Source organism: Rhodococcus sp. JCM 9793 (assembly GCF_055380405.1).
In genome coordinates this window covers 5,322,440-5,340,199 of sequence record NZ_AP043721.1, presented here as the reverse complement: position 1 = coordinate 5,340,199, position 17,760 = coordinate 5,322,440, and the positions used below count along the sequence as shown (strand labels likewise).

The 17,760-nt window shown below is 66.8% G+C and carries 19 protein-coding genes; 13 read left to right on the top strand and 6 right to left on the bottom strand.

Annotated features, from left to right (window positions below; all coding sequences use genetic code 11):
• Positions 1-126: 126 nt before the first annotated feature.
• Entirely contained in the window at positions 127-774 is a 648-nt protein-coding gene (locus tag ACZ46K_RS26760; protein WP_054805517.1) for a response regulator transcription factor, read from the top strand.
• 22 nt (positions 775-796) lie between these two features.
• On the opposite strand, the gene ACZ46K_RS26755 is transcribed toward ACZ46K_RS26760, so the two are convergent.
• From ACZ46K_RS26755 to ACZ46K_RS26740, 4 genes are read right to left on the bottom strand one after another with little or no spacing between them, the layout of a single operon-like run.
• The gene (locus ACZ46K_RS26755; RefSeq protein WP_054809685.1) at positions 797-2,458 is read right to left on the bottom strand and encodes a GAF domain-containing protein; all 1,662 of its coding nucleotides are present in this window, start codon (positions 2,456-2,458) and stop codon (positions 797-799) included.
• Between the two features lie 5 nt (positions 2,459-2,463).
• Positions 2,464-3,108, bottom strand: coding sequence for an alpha/beta hydrolase family protein (locus ACZ46K_RS26750; RefSeq protein WP_464745726.1), 645 nt, complete (start codon positions 3,106-3,108; stop codon positions 2,464-2,466).
• A gap of 19 nt (positions 3,109-3,127) precedes the next feature.
• Positions 3,128-4,204, bottom strand: coding sequence for a tellurite resistance/C4-dicarboxylate transporter family protein (locus tag ACZ46K_RS26745; protein ID WP_464745724.1), 1,077 nt, complete (start codon positions 4,202-4,204; stop codon positions 3,128-3,130).
• An 11-nt stretch (positions 4,205-4,215) separates the two neighbouring features.
• Positions 4,216-5,082: an Fpg/Nei family DNA glycosylase gene (locus tag ACZ46K_RS26740; protein WP_054809680.1), complete on the bottom strand. Its 867-nt coding sequence runs from the start codon at positions 5,080-5,082 to the stop codon at positions 4,216-4,218.
• A gap of 86 nt (positions 5,083-5,168) precedes the next feature.
• Here ACZ46K_RS26740 and ACZ46K_RS26735 point away from each other — a divergent pair, with 86 nt between their 5' ends.
• From ACZ46K_RS26735 to ACZ46K_RS26725, 3 genes are read left to right on the top strand one after another with little or no spacing between them, the layout of a single operon-like run.
• Positions 5,169-5,969: a thymidylate synthase gene (locus tag ACZ46K_RS26735; protein WP_054809681.1), complete on the top strand. Its 801-nt coding sequence runs from the start codon at positions 5,169-5,171 to the stop codon at positions 5,967-5,969.
• Positions 5,966-6,457, top strand: coding sequence for a dihydrofolate reductase (locus tag ACZ46K_RS26730; RefSeq protein ID WP_054805518.1), 492 nt, complete (start codon positions 5,966-5,968; stop codon positions 6,455-6,457). The genes ACZ46K_RS26735 and ACZ46K_RS26730 overlap by 4 nt, the downstream gene beginning before the upstream one ends.
• Before the next feature lie 34 nt (positions 6,458-6,491).
• On the top strand, positions 6,492-6,818 hold the full coding sequence (locus tag ACZ46K_RS26725; RefSeq protein WP_054805519.1) for a cupin domain-containing protein: 327 nt from the start codon (positions 6,492-6,494) through the stop codon (positions 6,816-6,818).
• Positions 6,819-6,846: 28 nt separating this feature from the next.
• Here the strand turns inward: ACZ46K_RS26725 and ACZ46K_RS26720 are convergent, their stop codons facing one another.
• Positions 6,847-8,364 carry a carboxylesterase/lipase family protein gene (locus ACZ46K_RS26720; protein WP_464745722.1) on the bottom strand — a complete coding sequence of 506 codons (1,518 nt, stop codon included), beginning with the start codon at positions 8,362-8,364 and terminating at the stop codon, positions 6,847-6,849.
• Positions 8,365-8,480: 116 nt separating this feature from the next.
• Here ACZ46K_RS26720 and ACZ46K_RS26715 point away from each other — a divergent pair, with 116 nt between their 5' ends.
• From ACZ46K_RS26715 to ACZ46K_RS26690, 6 genes are all read left to right on the top strand, one after another.
• Positions 8,481-10,337, top strand: coding sequence for a dynamin family protein (locus tag ACZ46K_RS26715; protein WP_464745719.1), 1,857 nt, complete (start codon positions 8,481-8,483; stop codon positions 10,335-10,337).
• Between the two features lie 38 nt (positions 10,338-10,375).
• On the top strand, positions 10,376-11,773 hold the full coding sequence (locus ACZ46K_RS26710) for a GTPase (protein ID WP_464745717.1): 1,398 nt from the start codon (positions 10,376-10,378) through the stop codon (positions 11,771-11,773).
• Positions 11,774-11,897: 124 nt separating this feature from the next.
• The gene (locus ACZ46K_RS26705) at positions 11,898-12,911 is read left to right on the top strand and encodes an Hsp70 family protein (protein WP_464745715.1); all 1,014 of its coding nucleotides are present in this window, start codon (positions 11,898-11,900) and stop codon (positions 12,909-12,911) included.
• A gap of 95 nt (positions 12,912-13,006) precedes the next feature.
• Positions 13,007-13,384, top strand: coding sequence for a hypothetical protein (locus ACZ46K_RS26700; RefSeq protein WP_054807681.1), 378 nt, complete (start codon positions 13,007-13,009; stop codon positions 13,382-13,384).
• A 22-nt stretch (positions 13,385-13,406) separates the two neighbouring features.
• Positions 13,407-13,730 carry a hypothetical protein gene (locus tag ACZ46K_RS26695; RefSeq protein WP_054807680.1) on the top strand — a complete coding sequence of 108 codons (324 nt, stop codon included), beginning with the start codon at positions 13,407-13,409 and terminating at the stop codon, positions 13,728-13,730.
• A gap of 52 nt (positions 13,731-13,782) precedes the next feature.
• The gene (locus ACZ46K_RS26690) at positions 13,783-14,301 is read left to right on the top strand and encodes an RNA polymerase sigma factor (RefSeq protein WP_054807683.1); all 519 of its coding nucleotides are present in this window, start codon (positions 13,783-13,785) and stop codon (positions 14,299-14,301) included.
• Positions 14,302-14,331: 30 nt separating this feature from the next.
• Here ACZ46K_RS26690 and ACZ46K_RS26685 read toward each other — a convergent pair whose 3' ends face one another.
• Positions 14,332-14,544 (bottom strand): hypothetical protein, encoded by a 213-nt coding sequence (locus tag ACZ46K_RS26685; protein ID WP_464745712.1) that lies wholly within the window; start codon positions 14,542-14,544, stop codon positions 14,332-14,334.
• A gap of 84 nt (positions 14,545-14,628) precedes the next feature.
• Between ACZ46K_RS26685 and ACZ46K_RS26680 the strand changes: the two genes are divergently transcribed.
• From ACZ46K_RS26680 to ACZ46K_RS26670, 3 genes are all read left to right on the top strand, one after another.
• Positions 14,629-15,255: a TetR/AcrR family transcriptional regulator gene (locus ACZ46K_RS26680; RefSeq protein WP_054807682.1), complete on the top strand. Its 627-nt coding sequence runs from the start codon at positions 14,629-14,631 to the stop codon at positions 15,253-15,255.
• Positions 15,252-16,874, top strand: a complete 1,623-nt coding sequence (locus ACZ46K_RS26675; RefSeq protein ID WP_464745710.1) for an acyl-CoA dehydrogenase family protein — start codon at positions 15,252-15,254, stop codon at positions 16,872-16,874. Before ACZ46K_RS26680 ends, ACZ46K_RS26675 begins: the two co-directional genes overlap by 4 nt.
• A gap of 95 nt (positions 16,875-16,969) precedes the next feature.
• On the top strand, positions 16,970-17,758 hold the full coding sequence (locus ACZ46K_RS26670) for an FAD:protein FMN transferase (RefSeq protein WP_464745708.1): 789 nt from the start codon (positions 16,970-16,972) through the stop codon (positions 17,756-17,758).
• Positions 17,759-17,760: the final 2 nt, after the last annotated feature.

The following is a 17,760-nucleotide window of genomic DNA, read 5'->3' as shown; positions in this document are numbered from 1 at the left end:
CTCACAGGGCTCGGCGGTCGCACGGGGCGAAGGTCCCGAATCTGGCGTCGAACGGCCCTGGGGTGAATATGGTCGGAGGGAGCTGCGACGATGGCACGAAATCGAGCAGAACGAAAGGTGCGTGCAATGCCCCGCATATTTCTCGTCGACGACCACGAGATCGTGAGACGTGGACTGGTGGACCTGCTCAGCAGCGTCCCCGACTTCACCGTGGTGGGTGAGGCCGCGTCCGTGGGCGAGGCGCTCGCTCGGATTCCCGGCAGTGGCGCCGACGTCGCGGTCCTCGATGTTCGCCTTCCTGACGGCAACGGCGTCGAACTGTGCAGGGAACTGCGTGCTCGGATGCCCGAACTGCGTGCTCTGATGCTCACGTCGTACTCCGACGACGAGGCGTTGTTCGACGCCATCATGGCCGGCGCATCGGGATTCGTTCTCAAGCAGATCCTCGGCACCGATCTCGTGTCGGCGGTCCGCACCGTGGGTGAGGGCGGCTCGCTGCTCGACAGCCGCGCCACCGCCGCTCTGATGAATCGGATCCGCGCGTCGCGGAACGCCGATCCGTTGGCGGAGCTCTCTGATCAGGAGAAGGCCGTCTTCGAATTGATCGGCGAGGGCATGACCAACCGCGAGATCGCCGAGCGGCTTTTCTTGGCCGAGAAGACGGTGAAAAACTATGTGTCGCGGTTGCTGTCGAAGCTCGGGATGCAGCGCCGCACCCAGGCGGCGGTCCTTGCGACCGAGTTGAGGAAAGGTAAGGAGCAGGGACAGTCCTGATCCTGCTCGGCTGCAGGGTGATTCAGAGGGGGGTTCGCCACAGCACCCGGGTTCCGCCGATGTCGCCGGGGCCGATGGTGCACATCCCGCCACATTGTTCGGCCCGGCGTTCGAGATTGGCCAGCCCGCTTCGCCGCGCGGTGGTGGGAAGTCCGATGCCGTCGTCGAGGATTTCGATGCGGAAATCGGCGTCGGCGGTCACCGACACCGTGATGTTCTCGGATTGTGAGTGCCGCAGTGCATTACTCAGACCTTCGCGCAGCACGGCTTCGGCGTGTGGATGGATGCGGTCGGGTACCAATGTGTCGATCGGGCCGATGAACTGGACATTCGGTGCGACTGCCGAGTGGACGCTGAGATCGCCGACGACGTCGAGCAATCGCCGTCGGAGACTGGTGCCCACCGCCGCCCCCGTCGTGTGCAGATCGAAGATGGTCGTGCGGATCTCGCGGACCGTTCGGTCGAGTTGCTCGACGGCGTGATGGATCACGTCGGTGACCCGTCCTGAATCTGGGCCGGGCACCATTACGCTCTGCAGACTCATTCCGGTGGCGAAGAGCCGTTGAATCACGTTGTCGTGCAGGTCTTGCGCGATCCGATCACGATCGGCGAGGACGTCGAGCAGTCGTTTCTTGCGTTGCTGCTCGGCGAATTCCAGTGCCACCGCCGCAAGATTCGCCATCGAGTCGAGTCGCGCGATCTCCTCGTCGTCCCACGGGTCGGACCGGGCCTCGCGGGTGACGATCAGCACGCCGGTGATGGTGGACGTCGCCGACAGTGGAAGTACGATCGCGTTGCCCTCGTTGCCGTTTCCGGCCGACGGCAATCCCGTCAGTGTGTCGGTGAGAACCGCCTGCCGGGTCTTGAGTGCATGCAGCACCGGCGTATCGGTCAGGTCGATGCGCACCGTGTCGGTTGCGGGTGCGGTCGGTGACGCAGCGCGAAGCGCACCGTGCGATCCGTCCACGAGGACGACGAAAGCTCCGGCACCACGGGCAAGTTCGCGGACCTGGCCGGTGAGTAGACCGAGGGTTTCGTCGACCGAGCCGCCCACGAGTAAGCGCGCGTTGATCGAGGCCATCGCCGCGAGCCACCGTTCGCGGGTCCGCGACCCTTCGAACAACCGGGCGTTGTCGACGGCCATTGCCGCGGACGTCGCCAGCACTTTCAGGATCACCGCGTCTTCCTCTGTGAACTCCGGTTCGCCCAGTTTCTCGGTCAGGTAGATGCTGCCGAACACCTTGCCGCGGATCATGATCGGAGTGCCCAGAAAGGACTTCATCGGCGGGTGGTTGGGAGGGAAGCCGATCGACGCCGGATGCTTCGACAGGTCGGAGAGTCGGACGGGGCGAGGATCGTTGATCAGCAACCCGAGGATGCCGCGGCCCTCAGGAAGATGTCCCATCTTGCGGCGTTGAGCGTGGCTGATGCCCTCGTATACGAACTCCGACAGGCCGCCGTCGGCTGCGCGCACACCGAGTGCACCGTATCGGGCATCGAGCAGCGATACTGCAGACTGGACGATGCGTTGCAACACGGAGTCCAGTTCGAGCCCCGACCCGACCACGAGCACAGCCTCGAGCAGGCTGCGCAGAGTCTCCGGTGCAGTGGAAGTGTTGTCGAGACGGTCGCGCAGCTCGGTCAGGAGGGTGTCGATCGGCGCTTCGGTGACCGCGTCGGGCATATCGTTCACAGGGAGTCTCCCAGTAGGTCGAGTATCGCGGTGACCGCCGCGTCGGACGGGTCGGTCTTCGCACGGCTCAGATCGTGACCGGCGGCGGGCACCTCGAGAAGGGTCGTGGGTCCGGTCACCAGTGCTGCGGCGGCGCGAATCTCGTCGAGGGTGCCGAACGGGTCGCGGGCGCCGTGCACGAACACCGTCGGCACCGTGATTCCGGGCAGATGTTCGGTTCGGGCTTTCTCGGGCTTACCGGGGGGATGCAACGGGTAGGACAGAAGCACCAGAGCATCGGCGATCCGGGGTTGCTCCGACACGAGCATCGATGTCTGCCGGCCCCCATAGGAGACACCGCCGACCAGGATCGGTCCGGTGTGCCGTTCGCGCAGCGCGGCGGCAGCGTCGGCCACTCCTGCCCGGTCTTCCCCCGCGCGGGCCGGTTGTGGCGGTCCCTTCGGTTTGCGTCGCCGGAACGGCAGGTCGTAACGCAGCGCGAGAAAGCCGTGCTCGGCGAAGCGGTCGCACATCAGCTGCAGGATCGTCGCGTCGCTGTTGCCGCCGGCACCGTGGGTGAGGGCTATCGCGCCACGAGGCTCCCCGTCGGGAAAATGCAGGTGGCCGTGCACCGTGCCGGTGTCCAGGAGTTCGACGCTCACCAGACCACCGTAACCGCGCTTAGGGAACATTCCGGTCGGAAGGAACTTTTGTGGGTGTGACGCGGGGGCGCAGGAGCGTCGTCCACAGGTGGCGCAGCATCGACGTGAACACGAGCAACCACGCTGCTATCGCCACCCACAGTTCGGCCTCACCGACCGCGCCGACGAGCGGCAGATCGTCGGCTCGGCCGAGGTAGATCCCGGCGACGGCGTACATGCCGAGGGGGAACACGATCGACCACAGCGACGAGTCGTAGGTCAACGGCACCTTGTGGACGCGGTGCCGCCACCAACCTGCCGCGATCAGAGGTGGGAACAGCCATGTGGCGAACGCCCAGATCACCACGGCCAAACCCGCGATCAGGCCACGGGTGGCATCGACCATGGGTGCGTCGGCCATCTCGACGATCTGCGCGCCGGCCACGACCGTGATCGAACACGCTCCCATCGCAACCCAGTAGGGAGCGGTCAGGTCGGTCGGGCGCACTGGATACTGCAGCATCCGCGCGCCGACGAAGATCCCGGCCGCGGCGTACAAGAACAGGCCCACACCCCACGAGAACACCGCGACCGCAGACAGCAACCGGTTCAGGTCCTGGTAGACGGGCTGCAGCGCAGCTGCAGCGATGGCGACGGATTCGCTGGCCACCACCCAGATGAACCAGGTTCCGTTGGCCTTGGCGAGGACGGGGCGTTTCGTGGTGCCGAGGACCGCGGTCCACGGGATGACATATCCGAGTACCAACCAGGTCAGCGCGGCGACGAGGAGCAGCACGGCCGCGGTGGAGTGCCAGCCCTCCATCATCAACCGCACACCGAGCACGTTGCTCCCGGCGATGAAGGTGAAGAATCCGAATGCTCGCGACGAATCGGCCATGTCGTCGTACAGATCGCGCCGGAACTTGATCAGTCGCCAGGTCGAGAGCACGACCAGAACCGCGTACGACACGGCAGCGACGATCAACAGGATCACCGACGCGACGTCGAAACCTCGGAGATGAGTTCCGATCGAGATGATGCCGCTCGACATGACGAGCGCGAAGTATCCGGGTGCGAGCGTCCGGACCGCCGCGCTCGAACGGGTCGAGAGATCCACGTCGGCACACCCTACTTCAGCAGCCGGGACATCCTGCGATCAGCGAGGACCTTCCCGTCGGTCTGGCAGGTGGGGCAGTACTGGAAGGACCGTTCGGAGTACGACACCTCGCGGACCGTGTCGCCGCACACCGGGCACGGCAGCCCTGCCCGGGCGTGCACACGCAGACCCGAGCGTTTCTCCCCTTTGAGTCGGGCGGCGTCCTGACCCACCGACCGGTCGACGGCATCGATGAGGACCGAGCGCATCGCGTCGTAGAGTGCGGTGACCTGTTCGTCGGTGAGACGCGACGCAGTGGCGAACGGAGACAGCCTTGCGACGTGCAGGATCTCGTCGGAGTACGCATTGCCGACCCCCGCGAGCACCGACTGGTCGACGAGAAGCGTCTTCAGCCGCGCGGTACTGGTCCCGAGCAGCGTGCCGAACTCGTCGGCGGTCACGTCGAGAGCGTCCGGTCCGAGCCGTGCGATACCCCGGACCTGGGCGGGGTCGCGGACGACCCACACCGCGAGTCGCTTCTTCGTGCCGGCCTCGGTGAGGTCGAACGCGGGGGTGGTGGCGTCGGGGCGGAACAGGTGCACGCGCAGCGCCAGCGGTCCCTTGCCGAGCTTCGGTGGTGTCTGCGACGGCTCGTCGAGCCAGCGCAGCCACCCGGCCCGCGACAGGTGGGTGATCAGCGACAGTTCGCCGCAGTCGATGACGAGGAACTTGCCGAACCGGCGGGCACCGGTGATGTCGTGGCCCTGCAACGCGGTGATCGGCGGGTCGGCGGTCTGCAGCACACTGAGGGCCGCCACGTCGATGCGGCCCACCACGGATCCGAGCGCGTGTTCACGCAGGAACACGGCGAGCGCTTCCACTTCGGGGAGCTCGGGCATGCCTCTCAGGCTACGACCCGTGCGCGCTTCGAGTAGCCCTGACGACCAGAAACGCGCACGGCCGGCCGGCCGCATAGACTGCCGTCGTGACTGTCCCGACGCCATATGAAGATCTGCTGCGCCTCGTCCTGACCACCGGGACCCCGAAATCCGACCGCACCGGCACCGGCACACGCAGCGTGTTCGGGCATCAGATGCGCTTCGACCTCGCGCAGGGGTTCCCGCTGATCACGACGAAGAAGGTCCACCTCAAGTCGATCGTCTACGAGCTGCTGTGGTTCCTGCGCGGCGACTCGAATGTCAAATGGCTGCAGGAGCACGGCGTGTCGATCTGGAACGAGTGGGCGTCCGACGAGGGCGAACTCGGACCCGTCTACGGCGTCCAGTGGCGCTCGTGGCCGACACCCGACGGTAGGCACATCGATCAGATCACCGGCGTCCTCGACACGATCCGCAACAATCCTGATTCGCGTCGCATGATCGTCTCGGCGTGGAACGTCGCGGACCTCGACGACATGGCGTTGATGCCGTGCCACGCGTTCTTCCAGTTCTACGTCGCGGACGGCAAGCTCAGCTGCCAGCTGTATCAGCGCAGCGCCGACATGTTCCTCGGCGTGCCGTTCAACATCGCCAGCTATGCACTGCTCACCCATATGGTGGCGCAGCAGACCGGACTCGAGGTCGGCGAGTTCATCTGGACCGGTGGCGACTGCCATATCTACGACAACCACGTCGAACAGGTCACCGAACAGCTCACCCGTGAGGGGTACCCGTACCCGACGCTGAAGCTGGCGCAGCGCGACTCGATCTTCGACTACCGATTCGAGGACGTCGAGATCGTCGACTACCGCCACCACCCGGCGATCAAGGCACCGGTGGCGGTATGAGCGACCACGTCACGCTGATCTGGGCACAGGCCCACGGTGGTGTGATCGGCCACGACGGCGCGATCCCGTGGCACGTCCCGGAAGACATGGCGTTCTTCAGGAAGGCGACGATGGGCAAGCCCGTGGTGATGGGCAGGCTCACGTGGGATTCGCTGCCGGAACGATTCCGGCCGTTGCCCGGTCGCCGCAACGTCGTGGTCACCCGCAATCCCGACTGGGCTGCCGATGGCGCTGTCACCGCATCGAGCGTCGACGAGGCGCTGAAGGCGGCCGGTGACGGCGAAGTCGTAGTGATGGGCGGCGGCCAGATCTACGCGCAGGCGATGGACCGCGCGACGCAACTGTTCGTCACCGAGGTCGATCTCGAGGTCGACGGCGACGCCGTTGCACCGGCAATCGGGCCGGAGTGGATGCCGGGGGTCACCGGCGAGTGGGCGACGTCGACCTCCGGAACTCGATTCCGGTGGATCAGGTACATCCGAAGCTGAGTGTCGGGTCGTCCGGTGCGCCATACTGCGAACCATGGACAAGCTCTCGCTCACTGCGCTGGCCAGACAACAACTGAAACTCGCCGCCACCTCGAGTAGCGGACGCAGCTCGCACACCGTGTTCGGCGGACACGCCAAGAGCCTGCGGCAGACCGTCGTCGCGCTCCAGGCCGGGCGGGAACTGCGCGAGCACGACAGCCCGGGCGAGGCCACCCTGCAGATCCTCACCGGTCAATTGCAGCTGATCGCAGGAGAGAATTCGTGGAAGGGCTCGCCCGGGGATCTACTGATCATCCCGGCGGAGCGACACAGTGTCGAAGCGCTCGAAGACGTCGCATTTCTGCTCACGGTGTCCATGTGAGGGCAATGTTCACGCGAGGGGCAGGGGTTCACGTTCGGGCAGGGGAGTAGCCCCGATAGCCCTCCCACGCGAGCCGGCGCTCACTACGGGGATCATGCTCCACGCGGGTCGGCACGTCGAACACCACAGTGGCGCGGTCGGTCTCGCCGTAACCGGGCCACGACGGCAACGGCTCGCCGTGTCGCGCGAACTGCAGCCAATGACGCTGCACCGATCCGGAAACAGTCCTCAGGTCACGACGCCCACCCACCGACGTCAACAGCTTGCCCAGTAGTTCGTCGGCTTGTCCGAACACGGCGAACAACTCGACGGCGTGCGTGGCGTCGAAGCCCGTCCACCGCAGCAGCCGGGGAGCGAAATCGTAGCGGTAGGCGAACGTCGGTGCGTGTCGTGTGTGGGCCTGGGCGATCTGCACCGTCGGATACCAGAATGTGGTGTCGCCGCCGAGGTCGATGGCTGCACGCTCGGAGGGATATCCGGGATACACCGCGGTGATGCGATCGTGCGCGTCGGGATCGGTACCGGCGAACATCCGCTCGATCCGCCGCGGATCGGTGGGGAGCGCATCGAGGAACCGCGGGAAGAGCGCACCCTCGCGGTCGTTCGTGCCGATGATCAGAGGAACCGGGTGCGCAGAGCCCGTTTCGTAGGCCTCGAGCGGTGGAACCGGCAGGTAGTCGCCGTCGACGACGGGACCGAACGGATGCAGCCCCGGCGTCGAACGCAGCACCGAGGCGCCGAGACGTGAGCCGGTACGACCCAGTTCGGCCGGGGTCGCCTCCGACAGTGCTGTCGCCGCGGTGTCGGTGTCCGCGCCGAGCAGTTCGACGAAGCGTCGACCCCACTCGCGGGTGCGGTCGACGGTGTTCACCAGTCCGGGTGCGGGACTCTGTGCGATCGCGCGCGCGAACAGCCCGCGCGCTGCAGGAGTCGCGAGAAGAGTCGTGATCGACGTGCCGCCTGCGGACTCGCCGAAGACGGTCACGTTGTCGGGGTCTCCGCCGAACGCGGCGATGCTGCGCTGGACCCATTCGAGCGCGGCCACCTGGTCGCGGAGGCCGAGATTGGATTCGAAGGGGCGCGCGGCGTCGGAGTACTCGGTGAAGTCGAGATAGCCGAGCGCTCCGAGACGGTAGTTGAGCGAGACGTACACGAGGTCGCCGCCGCGGACGAGGGATTCTCCGCCGTAGAGCGACAACGCACTGGTGCCCATGGTGAAGGCGCCGCCGTGGATGAACACCATCACCGGCCTGGGTGTGTGGACGCGGCCCGACGGGGCGAGCACGTTGACCGTCAGACAGTCTTCACTCGAGGCGACCCGGCTACCGACGCCGGTGACGAGGCCGCGCGGATGCTGGCTCGCGGCGTTCCCGAAATGTGTCGCATCGAGGACACCCGACCACGGCTCGACGGGTTGCGGTACACGCAAGCGCAGCGGGCCGACCGGCGGCGCGGCGTAGGGGATACCTCGCCATGCGAGGAGGTCGCCGTTGCGGACTCCGCGGACCACGCCGTCCGGGATTGTGACGAGCGTCTCGGACGTCATGCTGGGCACTGTACGTGACGGGCGGTCACAGCAGGGTGAGCGCCCTGCGATGTCCGGTAATGCCCGATTTTCGCCTGTCCGATACTGTCGCACCCGGTGCAGGAGAGGAGGCGTTGGTGACCGGAACCGAGACCACACAGCCCGCGCAAACCACTGCAACGACCCCTCGTTCGGAGGCCGTCGACGTGGACGTGCTGATAGAGGCGTCGGTGAAGGTGCTGCGCGCTTACGGTCGGAACGCCACGGCCGAGCTCGCCTTGGACAAATCGAAGGCATCCGTGCAGCGACGCACCGTCGTGGTCGTCGGTGAGGTGCAGCGCGGTAAGAGCGCGCTGGTCAACGCGCTCGTCGGGGAGCTCGATGCGTCGCCGTCCGCCGTCGAGACCACCACGTCCGCAGCGGTGCGGTTCGTGCCACCCGACGATCGGCACCCGCCGGGATCCGCCGAACTGCTGTACGCCGACCGGAGTGTGCCGATCCCTCGCGCCGAACTCCCGGACTGGATCACCAGCACCGGTGCGCGCGTCACCGACCCCACGATCGAGGACCTGCCGACCGGCGCGGTCGTCGCCACCGCGCAGCCTGTCCTCGGCGGAGCTGTGGTCGTGGACACCCCGGGCTCCGGCGGGCTCGTCGCCTCCCACACTGCGCTCGCCACACAGTCGGCCCGCCAGGCCTCGGTGCTGGTGATGGTGTGCGACGCCTCCACGCCGCTGACCGAACCCGAGATGAACTTCCTGCGCGATGCGTCCGCCTCTGTCGAATCGGTGGTCGTCGCGGTCACCAAGACCGACAAGAACCTGCGACGCTGGCGCCCCATCGTGGGCGAGGACCGCGCGTTGATCGAACGTCACCTACAGCGGCAGATACCGGTGCTGGGTGTGTCGAGCCTGCGTGCGGCACTCGCCGCGCAGATGCCACCCGGGACCGCGCGAGACCGGGCCGAACGGGCGTCGGGGATCGTCGAACTGCGCGCACAGATCGATGCTCTGCTCGACGCGAGAGCAGAACTTCCCCAGGCCGACGCGCTCCGCACCCTCCTCGAAGGGCTTCGCCGCGTCGAGGAACGGGTCGCTTCGGACATCGCGGTGATCGAGGACAGCGCCACCGCAACCGCTGATCTCACTGCTGAACGCGACCGCCTGCAAGACCTGAAGAACAGGTCGCAACAGTGGGAGCAATACCTCGCCCGGGATCTGACTCTGGCCCGCCAGGCTGCGCTCACCCATCTCGATGAGGAACTCGACCGGATCAAGCAACAGTGGACGACCCGGGTCAACAAGTCGTCGCTCGAGGTGATGCGGCGCAGCGCACAGAGTTTCACCGCCGACATGCAGACCGACCTGCTCGCGGCGATGGAATCGGCAGCGCAGGTGTTCCTCGAACGTATCGAAGCGATCGTCGCGGAACTGTTCGGCCCGAACTCGCCGCAGTGGTCGGAGATCCGCGAACGTGTGTGGGCTGCGATGCAGACCGGCACCATCAATGCGGGCGAGGTCGGCTCGAAGCGGCAGGGCCTGCTCGACCCGAGTGTGCTGACGATGGGAATGATCGGCACGTCGATGCTCGGCGCAGTCATCGGTGTGGGTGCCGTGGCCGGGGTGGTGTGGGTCGCCGTCAACCTCGGTTACAAAGCGATGCGGACCGGAAAGACCAACCTGCTCAACTGGTTGCGTGAGACCTTGGCCGCGACCCGCACAGGCACCTCGCGCATGCTCGAGTCCGCATTGTCGGTGGGGCGGCCGGAGATCGTGCTACGCCACCGCGACGACCTGAAGAGCCGGATCGAGGATCTGCAGGGCCAGTTGAAGGAAGCGCAGGAAGCGGCCCGGCTCGACGCCGCGACCAGAGAGAAGACCCTCGAGCGGTTGACGAAGAACCGGAAGATCGTGCAGAACCGGATCGACGCGATCGAGAAGTTGCTGGCAGGCGCACAGAGTTCAGGCGCACAGAGTTCAGGGGCACAGAGTTGATGCATCAGGGCGGAAGCCCCCAGCGAAGCAACGACCCGGTGCACGCTCGGATCGAGTCGGCCCTGCACTCCCTCGCAAATCTGGGCGGCGACCTTCCGTCGCATGCATCGCGGATCGGGGCGATCCTGTTCTCGCCGCCGCAGATCGTCGTCGTCGGCCGTCTCAAGGCCGGCAAGTCGACTTTGGTCAATGCGCTGATCGGTGCGCCGCTGGCGGAGACCGCGGCGCTCGAGGCGACCAACGTCGTCACCGTCTACCGCAACGGTGCGCCGTCGCGAGCCGAGGTGGTCACACTCGACGGCAGTGTCGTTCCTCAGCCCCTGAGTTTCGGTGGGACGGTCGTGCCGGCTTTCCCTCCCACCGAAATCGCCTATGTTCAGCGGTTTCTCCCGTCCCAGTCGTTGTCGGACATCACTCTGATCGACACTCCGGGCCTCGCGACGCTGACGGTCGACAACGCCGCCACGACACGGCGAGCACTGATCGACGGATACGAGCAGACCCGCGCGGCATCGGTGGATGCCGACGCGGCGATCTTCCTGTTCGATTCTGCACCGCGCGCCGACGAGGTCGACTTCCTGCATCAACTCGGCTTCACACCGCTGACGACGCTCGGGGTGCTCTCGCGTGCCGACGGATTCGGTGAGGGAGCGTTGGGGCGCCGCGATCCACTCGCACACGCCGCCGATCACGCCGCTGTGCTGGCCGGGCAGCTGCCCGGACTCGTCGGCTCGGTGATTCCCGTAGCGGGTCTGCTCGCGGAGACCAGCCACACGGGCAGGGTCACGGAGACGGATGCGCGGGCGTTGCGTTCCTTGGCCGGACCGCCCGGTCGTGAACTGTTCGACATCATCGACGTCGGCGACCCCATGCCGGTGGACCCACCGACCGTCGAGCGACTGCTCGACCTCGTCGGTGAGTACGGGCTGGTACACGGACGGCAGGTGGCCACGGGTGGTGCGCATGCGCTGGGGTCCTGGCTGACCGAACGGTCCGGCATCGGTCGTCTCCGCGAGGTGTTGCACACGTCTCTGCGCGAATACGCGGTGCTGCAGCGTGCCGGCCGGATTCTGCAGGAGATCGACTCGCTCGCCTACAGTCATCCCGCCCGTGACCACATCCGGTCGATCGCGTACGGGCTCGAGAACGATCCGGCACTGACCCCGGTGTTGCTGCTGAGGGCGCTGAGGGCGCTGCTGCGGGCGGATCCGTCTGCGCCGCTGGTCGCGGAGTTGGCGGACCTGCTGCGTGGCCGGACCTTCGCCGAGCGGTTGCGCGTGCCCGCGTCGGCGCCTCCGGGCATGATCCGCGATGCGGCGGCGCAGCGACTCGCGGCGGTCCAGCAGCGCACGTTGACTGCGTCCACTGCGGCCGAGGATGCGGCCCTGACGGTGCTCACCCGGGCCTATACCACGATCTGGCGGACCCATAGTTGATTCCGGCTTCGAATAGGGCATGATGTCGGACGACACGGTGTGTTCGTAAGGGGGTTCGTTGTCCGGCTGGATGCTGTCGATCGATTTCGGTGCGTCGAATACGGTTGCTGCGCACACTAATCCGGTGCGCGGAACGGTCGAGTCGCTGATCGTCGATGATGCGGTCCGGCCTATCGAGGCGGTGTACGAACGGACACTCGCCACGCATGACGGGCAACGTCCGAAGGTCGTGGTCCTCACACATCCGGACTCCTGGTCGGAGCGACAGGTCCGGACGCTCGCCGACGCCGGGGCGCGGGCAGGAATCGATGCGCGCACGATCGTGACGGTCTCCGAGGCGCGGGCCACCGTCGAGTACTGCACCCAGGGGAGGGCGCTACGGTGCGGGACGGTGTTCGCGGTCTGCGACTTCGGCGGCACCTCGCTAGATACGGCAGTCGTCGTCGTGACGGAGACCGGGGGATTCGACGTGGTCGCGACCCGCGGCGACGACAACCTCGGCGGCCGCGCCCTCGACGCTGCCGTGCGCAAGTGGGCAGAAGGGGTCTTCACCGCGCGCGAGCCGGGATTCGCCGCGAGCCTGCAGCAGGCGCCGCTGGGTGTGCATCGGGAGTTCGACGAGCAGGCGCGTCGCGCGAAGGAAACGTTGACGAACGCGCACACGGCGACGATTGTCGTGACGCTGGAGGGCTGCGAGCACACAGTGACGCTGACTCGCGAGGATCTCGATGCGGCGATCACACCGCACATCGACCGCGTGGTCGAGACGATGTGGGGGACGCTGACCGATGCCGGGTTCGGGGTGGGGGACCTCGATGCTCTCTGCGCGACCGGCGGGTCGGCGCGGATCCCCCTGCTGCGTAACCGGCTGGCGCACCTCGGCCCTCTTGCAACCCCGAGTGACCCCGTGGTGGTCGCAGAGGGTGCGCTGATCGTGGCCGAGAACGGCCGGAGGACCCTGCGTGCCCGCGCGATCGGCTGGATCCGGCCCGTGGGGATAGCGGTGGCGGGCGCCCTGATCCTGGCCGGTGTCGCCCTTGCCGCGGTGCGGGGTCTTCCGGAGAATTCTTCTGCTCACGGGGGCGGAACGATCCCGTCGACGGCAGAGTCGACGGTCGTCGACGAGACCTGGTCGTAGCCCTCGGGCGCGACGAATCTTCGTCGGCCGGGAACATTCGTGGTCGCCGCTGCATCTCATTGTTGTCAGCACGGTGAGTAGCGAGAAACGAGGACATGATGGCGGAGAATCCTTACGGTGTCGGACCAGGATCCAACTCGGAGCAGGGTCCGATCCCGAACCCGGCGCTCGGCGACGGTGCGGTCGACCGTGACGGCGACGGAGTGGCCGACACCCTGTATGTCGATCTCGACGGCGACGGCCGCATCGATGGCGCGCTGTTCGACCACAACGAGGACGGTGTGATCGACGAAGGCGATTTCGACATGGACGGCGACGGTATCGTCGACACTGTGATGATCGACGTCGATGGCGACGGCGTGGCAGACGTGATGGGCGTCGACCACGACCAGGACGGTTATGCCGACGAGGTCTACACACTCGAACCCGACACCGGATCGGCAGGGTCCACCGACTCGACCGACCTGATGTGACCGACTCCGGGAAGGTGACGCGATGAACGACTCGGATGTCTCCCTGTGGGAGGCCTTGGGACTGCCGCGCGACAGTGCCCTCGAACCAGTTCCCGACGACGTGTGGACTGCTGCTGTGGGAGCGGCTGTGGATCCCGATGCGGCGGTCGTCGCCTCCGAACTCGTGCCGGATGAAGCATCTGCACCGGCCGGCGTCGACGACATCGTTCCAGGAGATGAAGGCACCGTTCTCGACGACATCGATTCCGGCCCGGTAGACGACACCCCCGACGTGTACAGCGACCTGGGCGCAGACCTGGACGATCCGGCCGCGGGTGGCCTGGACGGCCTCGACCAGGGATGGTGATGCTCGACCGAGGTCGAGGGCGGTACTCTACCGCCACGACATGGGGGTGCGAATGAACGACGACGAGCTGATCGAGCGGTGCCGAGCCGGCGACACCGCGGCGTTCGGTGAGCTGGTGGGTGCGTATCGAACCCGGACCTGGGCGGTGTGCCTCCAGATCACCGGAAATCGGCACGACGCCGAGGATGCACTGCAGGATGCATTGACTGCGGCATGGCAGAACCTGGACAAGTTCCGGGGCACCGCCAAGTTCAGTACGTGGCTGCACCGCATCGCGGCGAACGCTGCTCTGGCGACCGTGCGACGTCGCCGCGAGGTCATGGTCGACGAGATCGATCTCGGCGCGAGTTCGGAGTCGTCGGTGGCCGACCGCGTCGTCGACGTCGACGCGGTGCGCCGCGCGCTCGCGGATCTGCCCGACGAATACCGCACGGCGGTCGTCCTTCGTGAATACGCGCAGCTCAGTTACGCCGAGATCGCCGAGCATCAGGGAATTCCGGTGCAGACCGTCAAAAGCCGTATCAACCGTGCGCGCACACGTCTGGTGGAGGCTCTCGCTCCCGTGGTGTGACCGGAGAACGTAGCGCGCAAGCCCGGTCCTTCAGGGCCGGGTCAGCGCATCAATCATGTCGGTGGTCGTGGCTATGGTCTCGCTGTGCAGCTTCGATACGCGGCCGGTCAGTTGCAGGGCGTCGCGGAGGTCGGAGTCGGATGCGTCGGATGGTCCGGCTTCGGTGGCGATGCCTTTTCCTGCCAGGGCATCGGCTACCGCGTCGATGAGTCCGGGCGCGTCGGTGAGGCCGTGCGAGCACACGAGCGAAGACGACGGTATCGCCGACTCCCGGTCGGGGCAGCCGTTCCCTTGACTCAAGTGATGAATGCAGGTTCAATTCTTGGTGTGGCGTATCGGCGTACCCCCGCAGTGCAGCAACGACTCGACGCGCAACGCGACTCGATCGCGTCCGCGGCGGTCGCGCTGCTGACCGCACACGGGTATCGGGGTCTGTCCATCGCGGCCGTCGCGGAGAGCGCCGGGGTCGCCACCGGCACCGTCTACCGGCATTTCACCGACAAATCCGATCTCATGGTCCGCGTCTTCCGCGAGCAGTGCAGCCGCGAGGTCGACGCCGTCGACGCCGTCGCCTCCACCGGGTCGGCCGCCGAACGGGTCGCGCGGGTCGTCGAGACCTTCGCTCTTCGCGCGTTACGGAAACCCACATTGGCATACGCACTGCTCGCAGAACCGGTCGACGCCGCCGTCGACGCCGAACGTCTCGTCTTCCGCCGTGCGTTCGCCCGAGCTTTCGCCGATGCGATTCGCGTCGGCGTCACCACCGGCGAGCTTCCCCCGCAGAACCCCGACCTCGTGGCCGCCGCCCTCGTCGGGGCCGTCGGCGAAGTCCTCACCGGCCCCCTCAGCGCCGGGGAGACATCCACCACCACCGTTCCCGATCTCGTCACCCTTGCCTTGCGCGCAGTGGGATCCGACCCTGTCCTGGACCGGCACGAAGGAGCATCGTCATGACATTCCCGGCCACTCACGAAGTACTCAATCAGGTCCCGGACCTCGTGCCCTTCCAGGCCGCCGACGACCAGGCACTGCTCGAAGGTCTCCGCCGCGAAGGCGCGTCCTGGGCAGAGGACGAGGTCCGCGAACTCGGTGCTCGCGCCGGTGGTGTCGAGGCACAGGAATGGGGCAGGCTGGCCAACGAGTACCCGCCCGTACTGCACACTCACGACCGCTACGGAAACCGGATCGACGAGGTCGAATTCCATCCGCACTGGCATGATCTGATGACCGTCGCTGTCGAGCACGGCCTGCACGGGGCACCCTGGAGCGACCCTCGCCCGGGTGCGCACGTCGCCCGTGCCGCCAAGTTCTACGTGTGGGGGCAGGCCGACGCCGGGCACATGTGCCCGATCTCCATGACCTACGCGGCGATCCCCGCGCTGCGGCACAACCCCGAGCTCGCCGCGATCTACGAGCCGCTTCTGGCGGCACCCCACTACGACTTCGGCCTGCGTGAACCGCTGTCCAAGCGCGGTCTGATCGCCGGCATGTCCATGACGGAGAAGCAGGGCGGCTCCGACGTCCGCGCGAACACTACGACCGCGACGCCCAACGCCGACGGCAGTTACACGATCGTCGGGCACAAGTGGTTCACCTCCGCTCCGATGTCCGACGTGTTCCTGACCCTCGCCAACACCGAGAACGGCTCGTCGTGCTTCCTGCTGCCGCGCGTGCTGCCGGACGGCACCCGCAACCGCATCCACATCCAGCGTCTCAAGGACAAGCTCGGCAACAAGTCCAATGCGTCGTCCGAGATCGAATACCAAGGCGCGATCGGTCGGCTCGTCGGACCGGAGGGTCGCGGCGTCAACACGATCATCGAGATGGTGAACATGACCAGGCTCGACTGCGTCATCGGCTCGTCGACCGGCATGCGTGCGGCCACGCTGCGCGCCGTGCACCACGCCCGTCACCGCAAGGCCTTCGGTGCGCTGCTCATCGATCAGCCGCTCATGCGCAACGTCCTTGCCGATCTCGTCGTCGAATCCGAGGCAGCCACCACCGTGATGATGCGGCTCGCCGGCGCGACCGATCGCGCGGGCGGCGACGAGCAGGAAGCGGCGCTGCGCCGGATCGCGTTGGCGGTGACCAAGTACTGGGTGTGCAAACGCGCCCCCGCGCACAGCGCCGAAGCCCTCGAATGCCTCGGTGGCAACGGCTACGCCGAGGAATCGGGAATGCCGCGGCTCTACCGGGAGGCCCCGCTCATGTCCATCTGGGAGGGCTCGGGTAACGTCGCGGCGCTCGACGCACTCCGCGCGATGGTCAAGCAACCCGACAGCGTCGAAGCGTTCTTCTCCGAGGTCCGACTGGCCGAGGGATCCGACAGCCGGCTCGACAACGCGATCGCGCGCGTGGGTAAAGAACTCGCCGACTTCGAGAACATCGAATACCGCGCCCGCCGCATCGTCGAACTCATGGCGCTGGTGCTGCAGGGGGCCCAGTTGGTCCGCCACGGTCACCCGGCGGTGGCCGACGCATTCTGCGCGAGCCGACTCGATTCCGACTGGGGAATCGCACTGGGCACTTTGCCCACAGGAGTCGACACCGCGGGCATTCTGTCTCGAATCTGACTACTACCGAAGTCGGTTTCGGCACCTGACCGGCGCGAATATTCAAGGCATACTGGAAGCCGACGTCCCAGAAACGATTGCGGGTGGTGCCCGTCATGATCAGCAGCACACAGTGGCGGGGGTGGGGGGAAAACGTAGCGCTGGCAGTTACCGAGTGCGCAGCACTCGGTGATGCCGAAGAGCTCGTGCGGTCGGTGATCGAAGAATCCGCGGCCGCATGCGACCTCCTGCGCGGCGACGCGGAGATCCATGCTGTGAACCTGGCACAGGGCACACCCGTGCGGGTGAGTCCCAGGTTGGCGGCACTCCTGCGGTCGGCGCTGTGGGCCGCGCGGATGACCGACGGCGCGGTCGATCCTGTCGCGGGCGACGACGCAGCACTCGACACCGAGTCAGTGCCCCCGATCCACCCGATTCCGCGCTATCTCGACGTCCAGCTCGACGACGACACGGTGCTCGCGCCGTGGGGCGCGAGCCTCGACATCACCGCTACCGCGCACGCCGATGTCGCCGGCAGAGCAGCAACGCTCGTCGCGACCGTCCTCGAATGCGGGGTACTCGTGCAGATGGGCGCCACGATCGCGACTGCAGGGCACTGCCCGGCGGGCGGGTGGCAGGTGTCGCTGCCCGGCCACGGAATCGTCGAGCTCCCTGCAGGTGCTGCGATGAGTTCGCGCACATCGGCCGACGACGATCAGCGCTGGGGCACGGTCACCGTCATCGCAGCGGACGCGGTGTGGGCCGATGCCGCCGCGACGACGGCCCTGTACCGGGGAATCGGGGCGCTGTCCTGGCTCGAGCAGTACGAATTGGCCGGTCGTCTCATCGATTCGAGGGGGCGGATCCACACGACGTCGACGTGGTCGGATCCGCGCGCGGCCTGAAG

Coding starts and splice junctions, on each gene's coding strand:
- ACZ46K_RS26730 (WP_054805518.1), top strand. CDS start 5,966: ATGAGCGACCACGTCACGCTGATCTGGGCACAGGCCCACGGTGGTGTG.
- ACZ46K_RS26675 (WP_464745710.1), top strand. CDS start 15,252: ATGACATTCCCGGCCACTCACGAAGTACTCAATCAGGTCCCGGACCTC.
- ACZ46K_RS26755 (WP_054809685.1), bottom strand. CDS start 2,458: ATGCCCGACGCGGTCACCGAAGCGCCGATCGACACCCTCCTGACCGAG.
- ACZ46K_RS26725 (WP_054805519.1), top strand. CDS start 6,492: ATGGACAAGCTCTCGCTCACTGCGCTGGCCAGACAACAACTGAAACTC.
- ACZ46K_RS26690 (WP_054807683.1), top strand. CDS start 13,783: ATGAACGACGACGAGCTGATCGAGCGGTGCCGAGCCGGCGACACCGCG.
- ACZ46K_RS26720 (WP_464745722.1), bottom strand. CDS start 8,364: ATGACGTCCGAGACGCTCGTCACAATCCCGGACGGCGTGGTCCGCGGA.
- ACZ46K_RS26670 (WP_464745708.1), top strand. CDS start 16,970: ATGATCAGCAGCACACAGTGGCGGGGGTGGGGGGAAAACGTAGCGCTG.
- ACZ46K_RS26760 (WP_054805517.1), top strand. CDS start 127: ATGCCCCGCATATTTCTCGTCGACGACCACGAGATCGTGAGACGTGGA.
- ACZ46K_RS26700 (WP_054807681.1), top strand. CDS start 13,007: ATGATGGCGGAGAATCCTTACGGTGTCGGACCAGGATCCAACTCGGAG.
- ACZ46K_RS26695 (WP_054807680.1), top strand. CDS start 13,407: ATGAACGACTCGGATGTCTCCCTGTGGGAGGCCTTGGGACTGCCGCGC.
- ACZ46K_RS26740 (WP_054809680.1), bottom strand. CDS start 5,082: ATGCCCGAGCTCCCCGAAGTGGAAGCGCTCGCCGTGTTCCTGCGTGAA.